Origin of the sequence: Micromonospora hortensis (assembly GCF_022230935.1) — a bacterium.
GTDB lineage: Bacteria > Actinomycetota > Actinomycetes > Mycobacteriales > Micromonosporaceae > Micromonospora > Micromonospora hortensis.
The window spans coordinates 1-15248 of the sequence record NZ_JAKKFE010000009.1 but is presented as its reverse complement, the minus strand read 5'-3'; the positions used below and the strand labels follow the sequence as shown (position 1 = coordinate 15248).

At 72.0% G+C, this 15248-nt stretch carries 13 protein-coding genes and 3 pseudogenes; 10 read left to right on the top strand and 6 right to left on the bottom strand.

Translation table 11 applies throughout. From position 1 onward, the window contains the following. Positions 1–102: 102 nt before the first annotated feature. Positions 103–360: pseudogene (locus NIE111_RS05045) on the top strand (reductase); the annotation flags it as partial. Positions 361–395: 35 nt separating this feature from the next. On the opposite strand, the gene NIE111_RS05040 reads toward NIE111_RS05045, so the two are convergent. The 3 genes from NIE111_RS05040 to NIE111_RS05030 all read right to left on the bottom strand — a co-directional run bounded on the left by NIE111_RS05040 (position 396) and on the right by NIE111_RS05030 (position 4586). Further along, positions 396–1253 (bottom strand): universal stress protein, encoded by an 858-nt coding sequence (locus tag NIE111_RS05040; RefSeq protein ID WP_238683265.1) that lies wholly within the window; start codon positions 1251–1253, stop codon positions 396–398. A gap of 11 nt (positions 1254–1264) precedes the next feature. Beyond that, positions 1265–3658, bottom strand: a complete 2394-nt coding sequence (locus tag NIE111_RS05035; RefSeq protein ID WP_238683387.1) for a phosphoketolase family protein — start codon at positions 3656–3658, stop codon at positions 1265–1267. Between the two features lie 67 nt (positions 3659–3725). After that, on the bottom strand, positions 3726–4586 hold the full coding sequence (locus NIE111_RS05030; protein WP_238683264.1) for a universal stress protein: 861 nt from the start codon (positions 4584–4586) through the stop codon (positions 3726–3728). Between the two features lie 152 nt (positions 4587–4738). On the opposite strand from NIE111_RS05030, the gene NIE111_RS05025 reads away from it, so the two are divergent. The 8 genes and pseudogenes from NIE111_RS05025 (at position 4739) to NIE111_RS04995 (ending at position 10832) form a co-directional block, all read left to right on the top strand. Next, a complete protein-coding gene (locus NIE111_RS05025) occupies positions 4739–4975 on the top strand; it encodes an HTH domain-containing protein (protein ID WP_030336062.1) in 237 nt (78 codons plus the stop codon). Then, positions 4975–5160: pseudogene (locus NIE111_RS32510) on the top strand (Clp protease N-terminal domain-containing protein); the annotation flags it as partial. The gene NIE111_RS05025 and the pseudogene NIE111_RS32510, both read left to right, overlap by 1 nt. 186 nt (positions 5161–5346) lie before the next feature. Beyond that, a pseudogene (locus NIE111_RS32505) lies at positions 5347–5553 on the top strand (Clp protease N-terminal domain-containing protein); the annotation flags it as partial. 93 nt (positions 5554–5646) lie between these two features. After that, the gene (locus NIE111_RS05015) at positions 5647–6651 is read left to right on the top strand and encodes a diacylglycerol/lipid kinase family protein (RefSeq protein WP_238683263.1); all 1005 of its coding nucleotides are present in this window, start codon (positions 5647–5649) and stop codon (positions 6649–6651) included. Further along, entirely contained in the window at positions 6644–7645 is a 1002-nt protein-coding gene (locus NIE111_RS05010) for a YihY/virulence factor BrkB family protein (RefSeq protein ID WP_238683262.1), read from the top strand. The genes NIE111_RS05015 and NIE111_RS05010 overlap by 8 nt, the downstream gene beginning before the upstream one ends. Positions 7646–7715: 70 nt before the next feature. Then, the gene (locus tag NIE111_RS05005) at positions 7716–9206 is read left to right on the top strand and encodes a phosphatase PAP2 family protein (protein ID WP_238683261.1); all 1491 of its coding nucleotides are present in this window, start codon (positions 7716–7718) and stop codon (positions 9204–9206) included. A gap of 11 nt (positions 9207–9217) precedes the next feature. Beyond that, positions 9218–10027 carry an endonuclease/exonuclease/phosphatase family protein gene (locus tag NIE111_RS05000; RefSeq protein ID WP_238683260.1) on the top strand — a complete coding sequence of 270 codons (810 nt, stop codon included), beginning with the start codon at positions 9218–9220 and terminating at the stop codon, positions 10025–10027. Between the two features lie 67 nt (positions 10028–10094). Beyond that, entirely contained in the window at positions 10095–10832 is a 738-nt protein-coding gene (locus NIE111_RS04995) for a hypothetical protein (RefSeq protein ID WP_238683259.1), read from the top strand. A gap of 137 nt (positions 10833–10969) precedes the next feature. Here NIE111_RS04995 and NIE111_RS04990 read toward each other — a convergent pair whose 3' ends face one another. Then, positions 10970–11758, bottom strand: a complete 789-nt coding sequence (locus NIE111_RS04990) for an alpha/beta fold hydrolase (protein WP_238683258.1) — start codon at positions 11756–11758, stop codon at positions 10970–10972. A gap of 83 nt (positions 11759–11841) precedes the next feature. Next, positions 11842–12804 (bottom strand): TIGR03557 family F420-dependent LLM class oxidoreductase, encoded by a 963-nt coding sequence (locus NIE111_RS04985; protein ID WP_238683257.1) that lies wholly within the window; start codon positions 12802–12804, stop codon positions 11842–11844. A 376-nt stretch (positions 12805–13180) separates the two neighbouring features. Here NIE111_RS04985 and NIE111_RS04980 point away from each other — a divergent pair, with 376 nt between their 5' ends. Continuing rightward, positions 13181–14557 (top strand): cellulase family glycosylhydrolase, encoded by a 1377-nt coding sequence (locus tag NIE111_RS04980; protein WP_238683256.1) that lies wholly within the window; start codon positions 13181–13183, stop codon positions 14555–14557. 55 nt (positions 14558–14612) lie between these two features. On the opposite strand, the gene NIE111_RS04975 is transcribed toward NIE111_RS04980, so the two are convergent. Next, complete coding sequence (locus NIE111_RS04975) at positions 14613–14933, bottom strand: DMT family transporter (protein WP_112585076.1); 321 nt, start codon at positions 14931–14933, stop codon at positions 14613–14615. Between the last annotated feature and the right edge of the window lie 315 nt (positions 14934–15248).

The window sequence follows — 15248 nt, the reverse complement described above, 5'->3', positions numbered from 1 at the left end:
CCGCCGGGGGCCGGTCTTCGCTGTGGCGGGTCGTGAACCTGCCGGTCGCGACGAGGCGGAGGAGGTCGTCAACCGGGAGACGCTGGCCAGATCGGCAGGTCGATCCTCGCCGCCGGGGTGCAGCCGTGGAGCGACCTGCCGATCTGGCTGCCGCGCGGGCACCCGTACCGGGGGTTGTTGGAGCAGGACGTGACCCGGGCACTGGCCGCCGGGTTGACCTGCCGGCCGGTGACCGAGACCGTCGGCGACACCTGGCGCTGGCTGCGCGAGGTCGGTGCGGTTCCCCCGCGCGCCGGACGACCGCAGCGCAGCTCGATCGGGCTGGACCCGGCAGTGGAGGCCGCCGTGCTCGCCGCCTGACCGACGCCGCTGTCGGCCGAAGGGGCACGTCGTGATCAGCGTTCGCGGACCACAGCGACCGGGCAGTGGGCGTGCTGGATGAGTTGCTGACTGACCGAGCCGAGCAGCATTCCAGCCAGCCCACCCCGGCCGCGGCTGCCGACCACTACCAGCCGCGCGTCCCGGCTCGCCTCGATCAGCATCGCCGCCGGGTTGGTCGACTCCAGGTCGACGGTCACCGCCAGTCCGGGGAACGTCCGCCGCCACGGCTCCAGCGCCTGCTCCACGCCGGCCCGCTCGTCGGGCACCCCGGCCGCCCCGCCGGGGCCCGGTGTCCAGGCGTGCAGGACGCGCAGCGGCAGCTGCCGCTGCGCCGCCCGTTCGGCAGCGAAGCCGAGCGCCACCAGCGAAGGCTCCGAGCCGTCCACCCCGACCGCCACCGGGCGGCCCGACGTGTCGGTCACGGCGCTGTCGGCCCCGTCCCGGACCACCACGACCGGGCAGTGGGCGTGCGCGGCGACCGACACCGCCGTCGACCCGGCGAGCAGGCCGCCGAACCCGCCGTGACCCCGGCTGCCGAGCACCAGCATCCCGGCGTCCGCCGAGCGTTCCTGCAACACCAGCGCGGGCGGTCCGTCGTACACCTCGCCGGTAATGGTCAGCCCGGGGTTCGCCGCGGTGGCGTCCGCCGCGGCCCTGCGGACCAGGTCCTCGACCTGCCGGCGGGCGGTGTCGTCCGGCCACACGCCGGGGGCCACGCCCGGACCGACCCAACTGGCCACTGTCAGCCATTCGAAGACGTACGCCAGCCGCACCGGCTGGCCGCTGTGCCGCGCCTCCTCCATGGCCCAGTTCAAAGCCACCGAGGCGTCGGTGGAGCCGTCGTAGCCGACCAGGATCTCCGCGTCGCGCACGTCGTCCTCCTTCAGGGGGTGGTCGGGTCGGTTTCGCGGACCCAGCGCCATTCGGCGACCTGTGGGTCGTCCTCGCCGTACTCGCGGGTGTAGTCGCGGGCCGCCTGTCGGGCGTCGACCATTCGTTGGCGCAGGTGCGCGGCGCTGGCGGCCAGCCCGGGCACCCGGTCGATGACGTCGATGACGAGGTGGAAGCGGTCCAGGTCGTTGAGCATCACCATGTCGAACGGAGTGGTCGTGGTGCCCTCCTCCTTGTAACCGCGCACGTGCAGGTTCTCGTGGTTGGTGCGGCGGTAGGTGAGTCGGTGGATCAACCATGGGTAACCGTGGTACGCGAAGATGATCGGCCGTTCCTGGGTGAAGATGGTGTCGAACTCGTTGTCGGTCAGCCCGTGCGGATGCTCGGTGTCCGGCTGGAGTCGCATCAGGTCGACCACATTGACCAGGCGCACCTTCAAGGTCGGCAGGTTCTGGCGCAGCAGCTCGACGGCGGCCAACGTCTCCAGGGTGGGCACGTCCCCGCAGCAGGCGAGCACCACGTCCGGTTCGGTGCCGCCGTCGTTGCTGGCCCATTCCCAGATGCCCAGGCCACGCCGGGTGTGCTGGATCGCCTCGGTCATCGTCAGCCAGTTCGGGGCGGCCTGCTTACCGGCCACCACCACGTTGATGTAGTGCCGGCTGCGCAGGCAGTGGTCCATCGTTGCGAGCAGCGTGTTGGCGTCCGGCGGCAGATAGACCCGCACCACCTCGGCCTTCTTGTTGACGACGTGGTCGATGAAGCCCGGGTCCTGGTGGGAGAAGCCGTTGTGGTCCTGCCGCCAGACGTGGCTGGAGAGCAGGTAGTTCAGCGAGGCGATCGGCTGCCGCCAGGGGATGGCCCGGGTCACCTTCAGCCACTTGGCGTGCTGGTTGAGCATCGAGTCGACGATGTGGATGAACGCCTCGTAACTGGTGAACACGCCGTGCCGACCGGTCAGCAGGTAGCCCTCCAGCCAGCCCTGGCACAGGTGCTCGGAGAGCACCTCCATGACCCGCCCGTCGGGGGAGAGGTGGTCGTCGCCGGGCACCGTGGCGGCCACCCAGGCCCGGTCGGTCACCTCGAACGCCGCACCCAGTCGGTTGGACGCGACCTCGTCCGGGCCGAACAGCCGGAACGTCTGGGGGTTGGCGCTGATGACGTCGCGGATCCAGGGGCCGAGCACCCCTGTCGCGCCGGCGATCGGCGTACCCGGTTCGGGAACCTCCACGCCGTAGTCGCGAAAGTCCGGCAGGGTCAGGTCGCGCAGCACCACGCCGCCGTTGGTGACCGGGTTGGCGCTCATCCGCCGGTCACCGCGCGGCGGAAGCGTCAGCAGCTCCTCCACCGGCGCGCCGGTCGCGTCGAACAGCTCCTCCGGCCGGTAGCTGCGCAGCCAGCGCTCCAGCTCGGCTCGGTGCGCCGGGTTGTCGCGTACGCCCGACAGGGGCACCTGGTGGGCGCGGTAGGTGCCCTCCACCTGGGTGCCGTCGACCTCACGCGGGCCGGTCCAGCCCTTCGGCGTCCGCAGAATGATCATCGGCCAGCGGGGACGTTCGACGTCGCCTCCGGAGCGTGCCCTCCGCTGGATCTCGACGATCTCACCCAGCACACGGTCCAGCGTCGCGGCGAGGGCCCGGTGTACCCGGGCGGGCTCGTCACCGGCCACCACGTACGGCTGGTAGCCCGATCCGCGCATGAGGTCGAGCAGGTCGGCCTCGGGGATCCGGGACAGCACTGTCGGGTTGGCGATCTTGTAGCCGTTGAGGTGCAGGATGGGCAGCACCGCGCCGTCGCGCGCCGGGTTGAGGAAGACGTCGGAGAGCCAACTGCCGGCCAGCGGCCCGGTCTCCGCTTCGCCGTCGCCGATCACGCAGGCCACCAACAGGTCCGGGTGGTCGAACGCGGCGCCGTAGGCGTGGCTCAACGCGTACCCGAGTTCGCCGCCCTCGTGAATCGAGCCCGGCACGTCCGCCGCGACATGGCTGGGGATGCCGCCCGGGAAGGAGAACTGGCGGAAGAGCCGGGACATCCCGGCCTCGTTGCGGGCCACGTCGTGGTAGCGCTCCGACCAGGTGCCCTCCAGCCAGGTGTTGGCCACGATGGCCGGTCCGCCGTGGCCGGGGCCGGTGACCAGCATGGCGTTGAGGTCGCGCGCCACGATCACCCGGTTGAGGTGGGCGTAGATCAGGTTCAGGCCGGGGCTGGTGCCCCAGTGCCCGAGCAGCCGGGGTTTGATGTCGTCGGGGGTCAGCGGCTCGCGCAGCAGCGGATTGTCCAGCAGGTAGATCTGCCCGACGGTGAGGTAGTTCGCGGCGCGCCAGTAGGCGTCCAGCCGGCGCAGCTCGTCGTCGGTGAGGGCGTGGTGCACGTCGAGAGCGGTCTCCATCATGCTGCCTCTCGCGGGTAGGAATGGGGCGTCCGGCGTCCAGCCTGGCCGCTGCGCACGCCCCGGGTCAGGGCCGTTGGTCCGGCTCCGGGTCGGCGCCGGGCCCGGTCAGCGGCGCCTCGGCCAGGCCGCGGACGACGACCACCGGGGCCGGGGAGTGGTAGAGCAGGGACTGGGCGACGGCGCCCAGCATGGCCCGGCCCGGTTCGTCGCCGCGGGCGGCGACCAGCGCCACCTGCGCGTTGCGGGACGTGTCGATCAGCACGTCGGCGGGGTCGCCGCGTACCACCCGGCACTCGGTCGGCACCGTGTTGTCGCGGCCGGTGTGCCGGGCCAGTGCTTCGGTGAGCTGCTCGGCGACCGCGTCGGTGTCCTCGTCGTACTCCACGACCCGCAGCGCCAGCAGTCGGGCGCCCCGGCGGGCCGCGCACCGCACGGCCCATTGCAGGGCGAGGTGTGAGCTGGGCGAGCCGTCCACGCCCACCAACACCGGGCCCTGCGGCGGCGGTTCACGTCGGACCACCAACAGGGGGCAGCCGGCGCGTGCGGCCAACTGCACGGCGGTCGTCTCGGCCGGAACACACTGACCGCTGCCCGCCATGCCGCTGTCGCCGACGGCGAGCAGGAAGGTGCCCTCCGAGCGGCGGATGAGGGTGGGCAGCATCGCGCTCTCGACGATCTCCCCGCGTACGGTCAGCCCCGGCTCGGTCTGGTGGGCGAGTTGTGCGGCGCGGGTGATCAGTTTTTCGGCCTGGTCCCGGGGTGCGGCGACGGTGTCCGCGGCGAAGGCCGCGCGCCAGTCGAAGGTGTGCAGCAGGTGCAGTGGCCGGCCGTGTCCGGCGGCCTCCTGCGCGGCCTGTTCGACGACCGGGAGGTCGAGTTCCGACCCGAGGCCGACCAGCACCGCTGCGTCGGCGGGTGCGGCCATCCGATATCACCTCCCGGGCGTCGCGCCCGGCACGACCAAGCTGTCCCTGACCGAGGGTAGTCGGATGTGCCCGGTGGCGGGTCCGATCCGCCGCGTCCGGCGCTCGTCAACCAGGGTTGACAAGCCACCAGTTGTCAACGTATGTTGACGGCATGAGTCAGGCGACAGAACTCGCGGCGGCAGCCGGCAGCACCGACCCCCGGGTCGGGTTGCGTGCCGTCCGCGCGCTACGCCGGCTCCTTGAGCGGCTCGAGGTGGTCCAGGTCGACAACGCCCGACGACAGGGCTGGTCCTGGCAGGAGATCGCCGACACGCTCGAGGTCAGCCGGCAGGCAGTGCACAAGAAGCACGCCGGGCGACCGGCGGTCAACTCATCCTGGGAGGCGTGATGTTCGAACGGTTCACCGACCGGGCGCGCGACGTGGTGAAACGGGCACTGGAGGAGGCGCGGGTCGAGGGCCAGCGGCCGGTCGGCACCGAGCACCTCCTGCTCGCCCTGCTCGCCGACGACGCCGGGCTGGCCAGCCGGGTGCTCGCCGACGCTGGCGTACGCGCCGACGACCTGCGCGAACGCGTACGCCGGCACACCGTCACCGGCGGCGCGGGCCTCGGCGACGCGGACGCCGCGGCGCTGCGGGAGATCGGCATCGACCTGGCCGCGATCGTGGCCCGCATCGAGCAGTCCTTCGGCCCGGACGCGCTACGGGAGGCGGTGCCGGCGCCACGCCGCCGCTGGGGGCGGAAGCGGTACCTCGGCGGGCCGTTCTCGCCCCGCTCGAAGAAGGCGCTGGAGCTGTCCCTGCGGGAGGCCCTGCGCCTGCGCCACCGCCACATCGGCACCGAGCACATCCTGCTCGGGGTGCTCAGGGAGGGCAACGGGCTCGGCGCGTTGGTGCTCACCGAGTCCGGGGTCGACCTCGATGATCTGCGCCGACGGGTGGAGCTCGCCCTGCGGGCGGCGGCCTGACGGGCGAGGCCGGGTTGAAACCTGTCTGTGGCACTTCCGACGCGCGTCGGTCGCCGGGTCGCTGAAGGCGTCCGGGTGCTGCACACTGGCGCCGTGGATGCTGGACAGGACAGGCGGCCCTCGGGCGGCGACGGCGGGTTGCGCTCCGCTGTGGTGGTCAACCCGGTCAAGGTCGACGATCTCGACGAGTTGCGCCGGACCGTCGACGACGCCCTGACCGCGGCCGGCTGGCCCGCGCCGCAGTGGTACGAGACGACAGTCGACGATCCGGGTCGCGGCCAGACCGAGAAGGCCGTCAAGGACGGCGTCGACCTGGTCTTCGCCTGCGGGGGCGACGGCACCGTGATGTCCTGCGTCAGCGGGTTGGTCGGCACCGACGTGGCCCTCGCCGTGCTGCCGCAGGGCACCGGCAACCTGCTCGCCGCCAACCTGGGGCTCTCCACCGACCTGGCCGCCGGGTTGCAGGTCGCCGTCGAACGCGGCCGACGACTGCTCGACGTCGGCGCTGTCGAGGACAAGTACTTCACGGTGATGGCCGGCATGGGCTTCGACGCCCAGATGCTCGAAGCCACAAACGAGACCACCAAGGCCCGCATCGGCTGGCCCGCGTACGTGATGGGTGCCGCCCGCCACCTCCGGGACCGGCCGATGCGGGTGCAGATCCGCATCGACGACCGGCCGCCGGTGCGCCGTCGGGCCCGTTCGGTCCTGATCGCCAACGTCGGCCGGCTGCAGGGCGGCGTGACCCTGCTGACCGAGGCCGAGCCGGACGACGGCTGGCTCGACGTCGCCGTGCTCACCCCGCGCAACCTGCGGCACTGGCTCGCGCTCGGCTGGGCGGTGATCCGCCGCAGCGGCCAGGTGCCGCAGCTCGAGATCTTCCGGGGCCGGCGGGTGGTGGTCACCAGCAACCGGGCGCAACCTCGGGAGTTGGACGGCGACCTGATCTCCCCGGGCCGGCAGTTGCGGGCCGAGGTTCGGCCGCAGGCGCTCTGGCTCTGCGTCCCCCAGCCCGAGGACGCCCCCGACCTGGCCGTCGACGCGCAAGGTGCCGGGGAGCGGGGCGAGCAGCTGATCGAGGAAGCCCGCAGTGAGTAGTACCCGGATCGTGCCGGAGACCCGGCTGATGGCCGACGAGGAGCTGTCCGCCGACGACGCCTGGCACACACTGCGCGGGCAGGGTGGCTGGCACCTGCTGCGGGACGCGTTCATCCGGTTCCGCTACGGCGACGGGTTCAGCCACTCCCGGGCCTTCGCGCTGCAACTCTGCCTCGCCGTGGTGCCGTTCCTGATCGCCCTCACCGGCCTGATCAGCGAGCTGGGCGTCGAGGAGGGCGGCCGGGTGGTCGCCGACACCGTCCTGGCGCTCACCCCCGGCCAGAGTTCGCAGATGGTCGGCGAGCTGCTCGGCGATGGCGAACGCGTCGAGGACGCGGGGGAGCTGGCGCTCACCCTCGGTCTGCTCACCGGCCTGTTCGCGCTCACCACCACGATGGCCCAGATCGAGCGGGGCGCCAACCGCATCTACGGCGTCGAACGGGACCGCCCGGCGCTGCGCAAGTACCTCCGGGCCGCCGTGCTGGCCGTCACCGCCGGCCTGCCCGCGCTCGCCGGCTTCCTGATCCTGGTCGGCGGCGGCGCGATGGGCGACTCGGTCCGCGAACACTACGAGTGGGGCGAACTCGCCAACGGCATCTGGGACGTGATCCGCTTCCCGCTGAGCCTCGGGCTGACCGTCGTCGCCGTCGCCGTGCTGTTCCGACACGCGCCGCGCCGCAACCAGCCCGGCCTGTCCTGGCTGCTGTTCGGCGCCGGCATCGCCACGGCGCTGTGGTGGCTGGCCAGCCTGCTGCTCGCCGCGTACGTGCGGTTCAGCGACGGTTTCGGGCAGACCTACGGCGCCCTGACCGGCATGATGGCGCTGCTGCTCTGGGCCAACCTGACCGGGATGGCGCTCTTCGGCGGGCTGTCCTTCGCCGCCCAACTGGAGGCGCTGCGCATCGGTGCGCGGGAGCCCGCCCAACCGGATCTGTGGGAGCCCGACCCGGACCGCGCCGAGCTGTACGACACCGGGGACATGTCGGCGCTCTAGCGGCACCGGCGTGTACGACGGACGCGGATCGGGTAAAGCGCCTCGCCAGAGTCGACAAGGGAGGTGCGGGGTGACCGCGGTCAAAGAGGTGGCGCACCGTCCGATCGGTCATTTCGCCGAACGGAGCATTGCCGGTCTGGTGGCCGTCACCGGTGCCGGGGTGGCCTTCGGGCTGCTGTTGTTGCTCGTCCGGGTGCGGTGGAGCCCGTTGCAGGATGTCGACCACGGGCTCGCCGAGTGGTTCAACGGGCTCGTCGCCCCGCACCACGCGCTGGTCACAGTGCTCCAGGCGGTCACGGACCTGGGCGGCCGGCCGATCCTCATCTGGCTGGTCACGATCGCCGTGGTCGGGCTGCTGATCCGGCGGCAGCCCCGACTCGCCGTCTACCTGATCATCACGGGGGTCGGTGGCCTGATCCTCGACCCGTCACTGAAGACGCTTGTCGGCCGGCTCCGCCCGGTCGTGGACGTGCCGATCGCCAGCGCGCCCGGCAACAGCTTCCCGAGCGGGCACGCGCTCGGCTCGTTCGTCGCGTACGGAGCGCTGCTGCTGGTGTTCCTGCCGGCGATGGCGCCCCGCTGGCGCAAGCCGGCCATCGTCGGCGTCGGTGTGCTGGTGGCACTGGTCGGGCTGACCCGGATCGCGCTGGGCGTGCACTTCGTCTCCGACGTGCTGGCCGCCTGGCTGCTCGGGGCCGCCTGGCTGGGCGTCACCGCGTACGCCTTCCGGCTGTGGCGGCGGGAGCGGGGGCGGCCGGTGCCGCCGCTGACCGAGGGCCTGGAGCCGGAGGCGGGGCACGACATCGCCCCCGCCCCGGCCGAGGAACACGTGCTGGCCCATCCCCGCTCGGCGGTGGCCGAGCTGCTGGTCGGCTGGGTGATCGTGTTCGGGGCGCTGTACGGCTTCGGCACGTACGTCAGCTACCACGCCAAGGGCACCTTCTTCGACACGCTCGACACGAGGGTGCCGCAGTGGTTCGCCGAGCGGCACACCGAGGTGCTGACCGACGTGAGCTGGTGGTGGAGCAAGTTCGGTGACACCCACGCCATCCTGCTGATCTCGCTGGTGTTCTGCCCGCTGGTGCTGGCGGTGTGGCGGCGCTGGCGCCCGGTGCTCTTCGTGGCGCTGGCGATGGTGGGGGAGTTGACCCTCTTCCTCGCGTCGGCCCGCGCGATCGACAGGCCGCGTCCGCCGGTGGAGAACCTGGACGGGCAGATGCCCACCTCGTCGTTCCCGTCCGGGCACATCGCGGCCACGATCTGCGTCTGGCTGGCGATCACCCTCGTCGTCTTCCCGCGTACCGACCGGTGGTGGCGTTGGATCTTCGTGGGGCTGGCAGTGCTCATGCCGGTCGGGGTGGCCACCTCCCGGATGTATCGGGGGATGCACCACCCGACCGACTTCATGGGCGCGATCCTGCTCTCCGCGCTCTGGATCGGCTTGCTCTACCTGGTGATCCGCCCCAACGAGGACCTGAGGGAAGGCAACCGACCGGCCATCGAGTCGGAGGACGTGGACAGCCTCGACGACGAGCTGGCGCGGGCCGGCCGAGCCGACTAGGCGTCGCCGTCGTGCTGCGGGTGATGACCTGGAACATCCGCACCGGCGGCCGGGATCGCGGCGGCCTCGACCGGCTGGATCAGGTGGTCCAGCTCGTCGACGATCAGGCACCGGACGTGCTGGCCCTGCAGGAGTTGCGCGGCTTCGACCGGGACGGGCTGATGGCCGGCGTGGCGGGCCGGGTGGGGATGATTCCTCACCTGGCCCGGTCCTGCTTCGGGCAGCCGGTGGCAGTGCTGGTCCGGCCCCCGTACCGGGTCGTCGACGCGGGGTCGGTGCGCCGCCCGTTCCACCACGCCACCGCCCGCGTCGTGGTGGCCACGTCCGCCGGCCCGTTCACGGTGCTGGGGACCCACCTCTACCCGTACTCCGGGGGTCGGCGGCGGATGGAGGTCGACTGGTTGGTCGCCGCGATGCGCCGCGACCGGGGGCAGCTGACGCTGGTCACCGGTGACCTCAACTCGCTCGACCCGACCGTCGACCACACCGCCCGGCTGGCCGGCATGCCCACCCTCTACCGGCGGCGGCACCTGCGTCGCTCCGGTGACGCCGTGGACACCCGCGCTGTCGCCCGGCTGCTCGCGGCCGGCCTCGTCGACCTCTGGCCGGCGGGCAACGTCGGCGCACCGGAGGCCGCCGGCCACACCGTGCCCACCCGGCTCGGCGGGGCCGAGTTCGCCGGGATGAGGCTCGACTACCTGCTCGGCAGCCCGGCGGTGGCGCGGCGCACGCACGGCTGTCGCGTGATCCGCGACGGCGCGGCGGCCACCGCCTCCGACCACTATCCGCTGCTCGCCACGCTGGAGTTGTCTCCCGGCTGACGCCACCCGTCGGCTCGCGCTGCCGGTGCCACCCAGGGCCGTGGCGCGCATCGATTACCGTGCCACAGTGACCGACCGCCGCACCCTCCGTTCACCGCTGCCCGGTCCGCCGAACGATCACCGGGCCGCGCCGGCGAGGGCTCGCTCGGCCGCCGACTCAACGGTCTCGGGCACGGCGCGGCCGGCCGCCGTCGCGCCTCCGCTCGTCGCGGCCGTCGCGCGTGGTGTGGCGCTGGTCGTGGTGCTGCCGGTACGCCTGCTCTGGGAGCTGATCGTGGCTGCCGGCCGACTGCTGCACCGGTACCTGTTCCGCCCGACGGGCCGGTTCCTGCGCCGCTGGCTGCTGGCCCCGCTGGCCTGCGTGCTGCAGCGGCTGGTCTGGCTTCCGCTGGTCTGGTGCGTCCGGCATCTGCTGTGGCTCCCACTGCTGTGGGTCGCCCGCACGGTGATCTGGCCCGTGCTGGTCTGGTTGACCCGTCATGGGCTGCGCCCGGCCCTCGTGGTTCTGGGGCGCGTGCTGATCTGGCTGGCCAAGTACCTGGTCCTGTGGCCGCTGTACTGGGTGGGCACTGTGCTCACGCCCGTCGGTCGGCTGGTCGCCGCCGCGGTGGTCGGCGCGTGGCGGACGGCCGGACGGGTGCTGCGACTGCTTCACCGGCTACTGCTGCGCCCACTCGGGCGAGGCTTGCGCTGGCTGTGGCGGGCCACCGTCACGCCTGCGGCCCGCTGGGCCCGCCGTTCGGTGCTCGACCCGGCCCGGCTGGCTGTCCGGGAGGTGCTCGAAGGCCTGGGCCTGCGCCGTTGAGACGTGCGGGGCTCAGAGCACCAGATTCAGCAGGATGGTCAGCACCACCGACGCCACGATCGAGAAGAGGATCATCAGGAGGCAGCCGAGGCCCCCGCCGAGCGGGCGGATCTCCGTGTTGCCGAAGCGCATGACGTTCACCTGTCCGTGAGTGCGGGATGAGGGGCGAGCAGGTGCCGGATCACGTCCGCGACGGCCGTCGGGGTGGTAGTGACCACGTTGTGCGCGGCACCAGGAACGACCACCAGGGCTGCCTTCGGCACCAGCCGCGTCGCCTCGTCCCGCCACCGTTGCGGCACGACCGGGTCGCGGTCGCCGGTCACGACGACGGTCGGCGCGCTGACCCGGACGAGGTCCGCCTCGATGGCGTTGCGCACCGAGTGCGACAGCGTGGCGAGGACCCGCCAGGGCCGGGCGTTCCAGACGTCCCGCACCAGGATCGGGGCCTGCAGCGGCGCCTCGCGCAGGCTGTCCACCAGCCAACGACCGAACTGGTCCCGTCGGGACCGGGCCGCCGGGTCGCTGGTCGGCCCGGCCAGCACCAGCGCGCGTACGGCGTCGGGGTGGGTCGCGGCGACCGCGGCGGCCACCTCCGCGCCGAACGAGTGCCCCAGCAGGCAGACCGGCGGCAACTGGTACGCGGCCAGCCAGGCGGCCAGGTGGTCGGCGTGCCGGCGGACGTCGTACGCGCCCTGGGAATGTTCGCTGAGCCCGAAGCCGGGCAGGTCCGGCACGTACACCTGATGGGTGGCGGCGAGCGCGACGGCCAGCGGGGTGAGATAGCGGTGCGAGACCGCCAGGCCGTGCACGAGCACCACGGGTGGCGCCCCGGTCCCCGGGTCGGCGCTGCGGCGGGTGTGGGTGCGCAGTCCGTCGACGACCCGCCACTCGCTGGTCAGCCCGCCGGCTGCCCGGGGAGCGGCCATGGCGAGTCGCAGCTCGGCCGGCCCGAACCCGCCGACGGCGCTGCGGCCTGTCGACCCGGGCGGTCGAGGTGCCGCACCTCGGTTCACAGCTCGCGCAGCCGGGGCAGCAGTTGTTCCTGCGCCCAGTCCAGGAACATCGGCTGGCTCTCCCCACCCACCTGGATGATCGCCACGTGGGTGAAGCCGGCGTCGACGAACGTGCGGAACGCCTCGACGTGCGCGTCCACGTCCGGACCGCAGGAGATTCCCTCGGCGACGTCCTCCTCGCGGACGAACTGGGTGGCGGCGGCGAAGGAATCCGGGCCGGGCAGGTCGGCGTTGACCTTCCAACCCATTCCGAACCAGCGGAACTGGTCATGCACGATCTTGCGGCACTCCGCCTCGTCGGGGCCGTAGCAGATGGCCACCTGGCCGTAGCGGGGCTGGCCGGCGCCCCCGGCGTCGTCGTACATCTCGATGATGTGCCGGTCGGGTTCGGTGGAGATGAGGCCGTTGCCGTACTCGGCGGCCAGCGTCGCGGACTGTCGACCGGACGCGGCGATGGCCATCGGCACCGGCCGTTCCGGGCGGTCCCAGACGTAGGCGTCGGGCACGTCGAAGTGGTTGCCGGAGAAGGTCAGCGTCTCCCCGTTGAGCAACGGCCGGATGATCTGCAACGCCTCCTCGAACATCTCGTGCCGCTGCTGGACGTGCGGCCAGCCGCCGACCACGTGCTCGTTCAGGTTCTCCCCGGCGCCCAGGCCGAGGGTGAAACGGCCGTCCGAGAGCGCGCCGATGGTGCTGGCCTTCTGCGCGACCACGGCCGGGTGGTAGCGGCGGATCGGGCAGGTCACGAACGACATCAGCTCCGCGCGGGAGGTGGCGTGGGCGACCGCGCCGAGCACCGACCAGGCGTACGGGGAGTGGCCCTGGGAGTCCAGCCAGGGGTAGTAGTGGTCGGACATCACCAGTTGGTCGAAGCCAGCCGCCTCGGCGCGTACCGCATGGTCCACCAGTTGCTTGGGCCCGGCCTGCTCGCTCATCAGGGTGTAGCCGACGCTGACCATCCTGGTATCCCCTCTCGCTGACGGATCGTTCCCGAGATACCCCAGTGCACGCCGGTCAACCCTCCCGTCCGGTTCGGCTGTCCTCGTGCTTGACGGATCCCAGCCTCCTGCCTACCGTCGCTCTTAACCGGTTAAGAGCCGGGCATGGCGACACATCCTGTGGTGGGGATGACCGCCCCGTGACGGCCCGCGTCCGCGTGGGCCGTTACGGCTGTCCGGGCTGCGGGCCCGTCAACTGAACCGGTTGCGAGGACCAATCCATCGTCCTACGCTGATGCCTGCGCCGGGAGCCGCGCGCGGCTGCCGGGCTGCAGCCGCCTTCCCCTGTCACGTCCCCACCCCTGTCGGGCACCGGGGGTCCTCCCTGAGGAAGGCCATGAAGACTCGACTCTCCGCCGCCGGCGCGACACTGCTCGCGTTGCTCGTCACAGTGCTGGCGTTCGGCCAGCCGGCGCACGCCGCGGCTGGTTTCTCCGTCGCAGGCGGCAAGTTGTACGACGCCAACGGTGCCGAATTCATCATGCGCGGCGTCAACCACGCGCACACCTGGTACCCGCAGCAGACCAGTTCGTTCGCCGACGTGAAGGCGCTCGGCGCGAACACCGTGCGGGTGGTGCTGTCCAGCGGCGACCGGTGGACCCGCAACACCAACGCCGACGTCGCCAACGTCATCTCGCTCTGCAAGGCCAACCGGCTGATCTGCGTGCTGGAGGTGCACGACACCACCGGGTACGGCGAGCAGAGCGGCGCGATCACCCTCGACCGCGCCGTCGACTACTGGCTCAGCCTCGCCGACGTCCTCGCCGGCCAGGAGAGGTACGTCATCGTCAACATCGGCAACGAGCCATACGGCAACCAGAACTACGCCTCGTGGGCCACCGACAGCGCCAATGCCATCAAGCGCCTGCGGGCCGGCGGACTGACCCACACGATCATGGTGGACGCGCCGAACTGGGGGCAGGACTGGTCGTTCACCATGCGCGACAACGCCGCGTCGGTCTTCGCCGCGGACCCGGCCCGCAACACCGTGTTCTCCATCCACATGTACGGGGTGTTCGACACCGCCGCGGAGATCAGCGACTATCTGGGCCGGTTCCGCGCTGCCGGGCTACCCATCGTGGTCGGTGAGTTCGGCTTCAACCACTCCGACGGCAACCCGGACGAGGACGCCATCCTCGCGTACAGCCAGGCCAACGGGATCGGCTGGCTGGGCTGGTCGTGGAGCGGCAACGGCGGCGGCGTCGAGTATCTCGACCTGGCCACCAACTTCAATCCGGCGAGCTTGACCGACTGGGGACAGCGCCTCTTCAACGGAGTCAACGGCATCCGGCAGACCGCCCGCGAGGCCAGCGTCTTCGGCGGCACCCCACCGCCGACCACGCCACCCCCGACGACGCCCCCGCCGACGACCCCGCCGCCGACCACGCCGCCACCGACGACGCCTCCGCCGAACGGTGGCTGCACGGCGACGTACACGGTGACCAACCAGTGGCAGGGTGGCTTCCAGGGTGAGGTACGGGTGACCGCCGGCGCGAGGGCGATCACCGGCTGGACCGCCGGGTGGACCTTCGCCAACGGCCAGCGCGTCACCCAGTCCTGGAATGTGGCCCTCACCAGCAGCGGAACCACGGTGACCGCCCGCAACACGGACTACAACGGACGGCTGGCCGCCGGCGCCAGCGCCAGCTTCGGCTTCCTCGGCAGTTGGACCGGCACCAACAGCCCGCCGGTGGTGAGCTGCACGGCGAGCTGACCGTCGGACCGGTGGCCGGGTCCGCGCCAGACCCGGCCACCGGAGACCGTAGTGCTCAGTGCTCCCCGGCCAGGTTCACGATGACCACCCCGGCGATGATCAGTGCGATGCCGGTGAGCTTGGCGAGCCCCACCGACTCACCCAGGAACACCGCCCCGATCGCCACGATGGCCGCGGTGCCCAGACCCGACCAGAGCGCGTACGCCACCCCCACGGGGATCTCCTTGACGGCCTGGGCCAGCAGGAGGAACGCCAGCGCGTAGCCGCCGAGACACGCCACCGTCGGCCAGAGCCGACTGAAGCCGGCGGTGCTCTTGATCAGGCTGGTAGCCACCACCTCGGCGAGGATGGCGATCCCCAGCAGCACGTACGCCATGCGTCCCCTCGGTCCTTCGTGGTCGATGAAGCCCGTCGCCACACAGGCTAGTGCCGGCGCTGCCCCCGCCCGGCCGGCCCGCCCACGTCCGATCGACGTCGAGTCGACCCGTCGCGCGGCGTCCCTGCGGCCCGTGAAGTGGCGTCCGTACGACCTCGGCATCTGTCACAGAACGCCTTTGGAGCTGATGTCACAAACGAATCGGTCGTGGCGACGGATCAGCCTTCGCCAACGACGCAGATCCCCATCGACGAATCAGACTTCGTCATCGGATTGGCCCCGCGCCCCGCGCCCCGCGCCCCGCGCTCCGCGCCC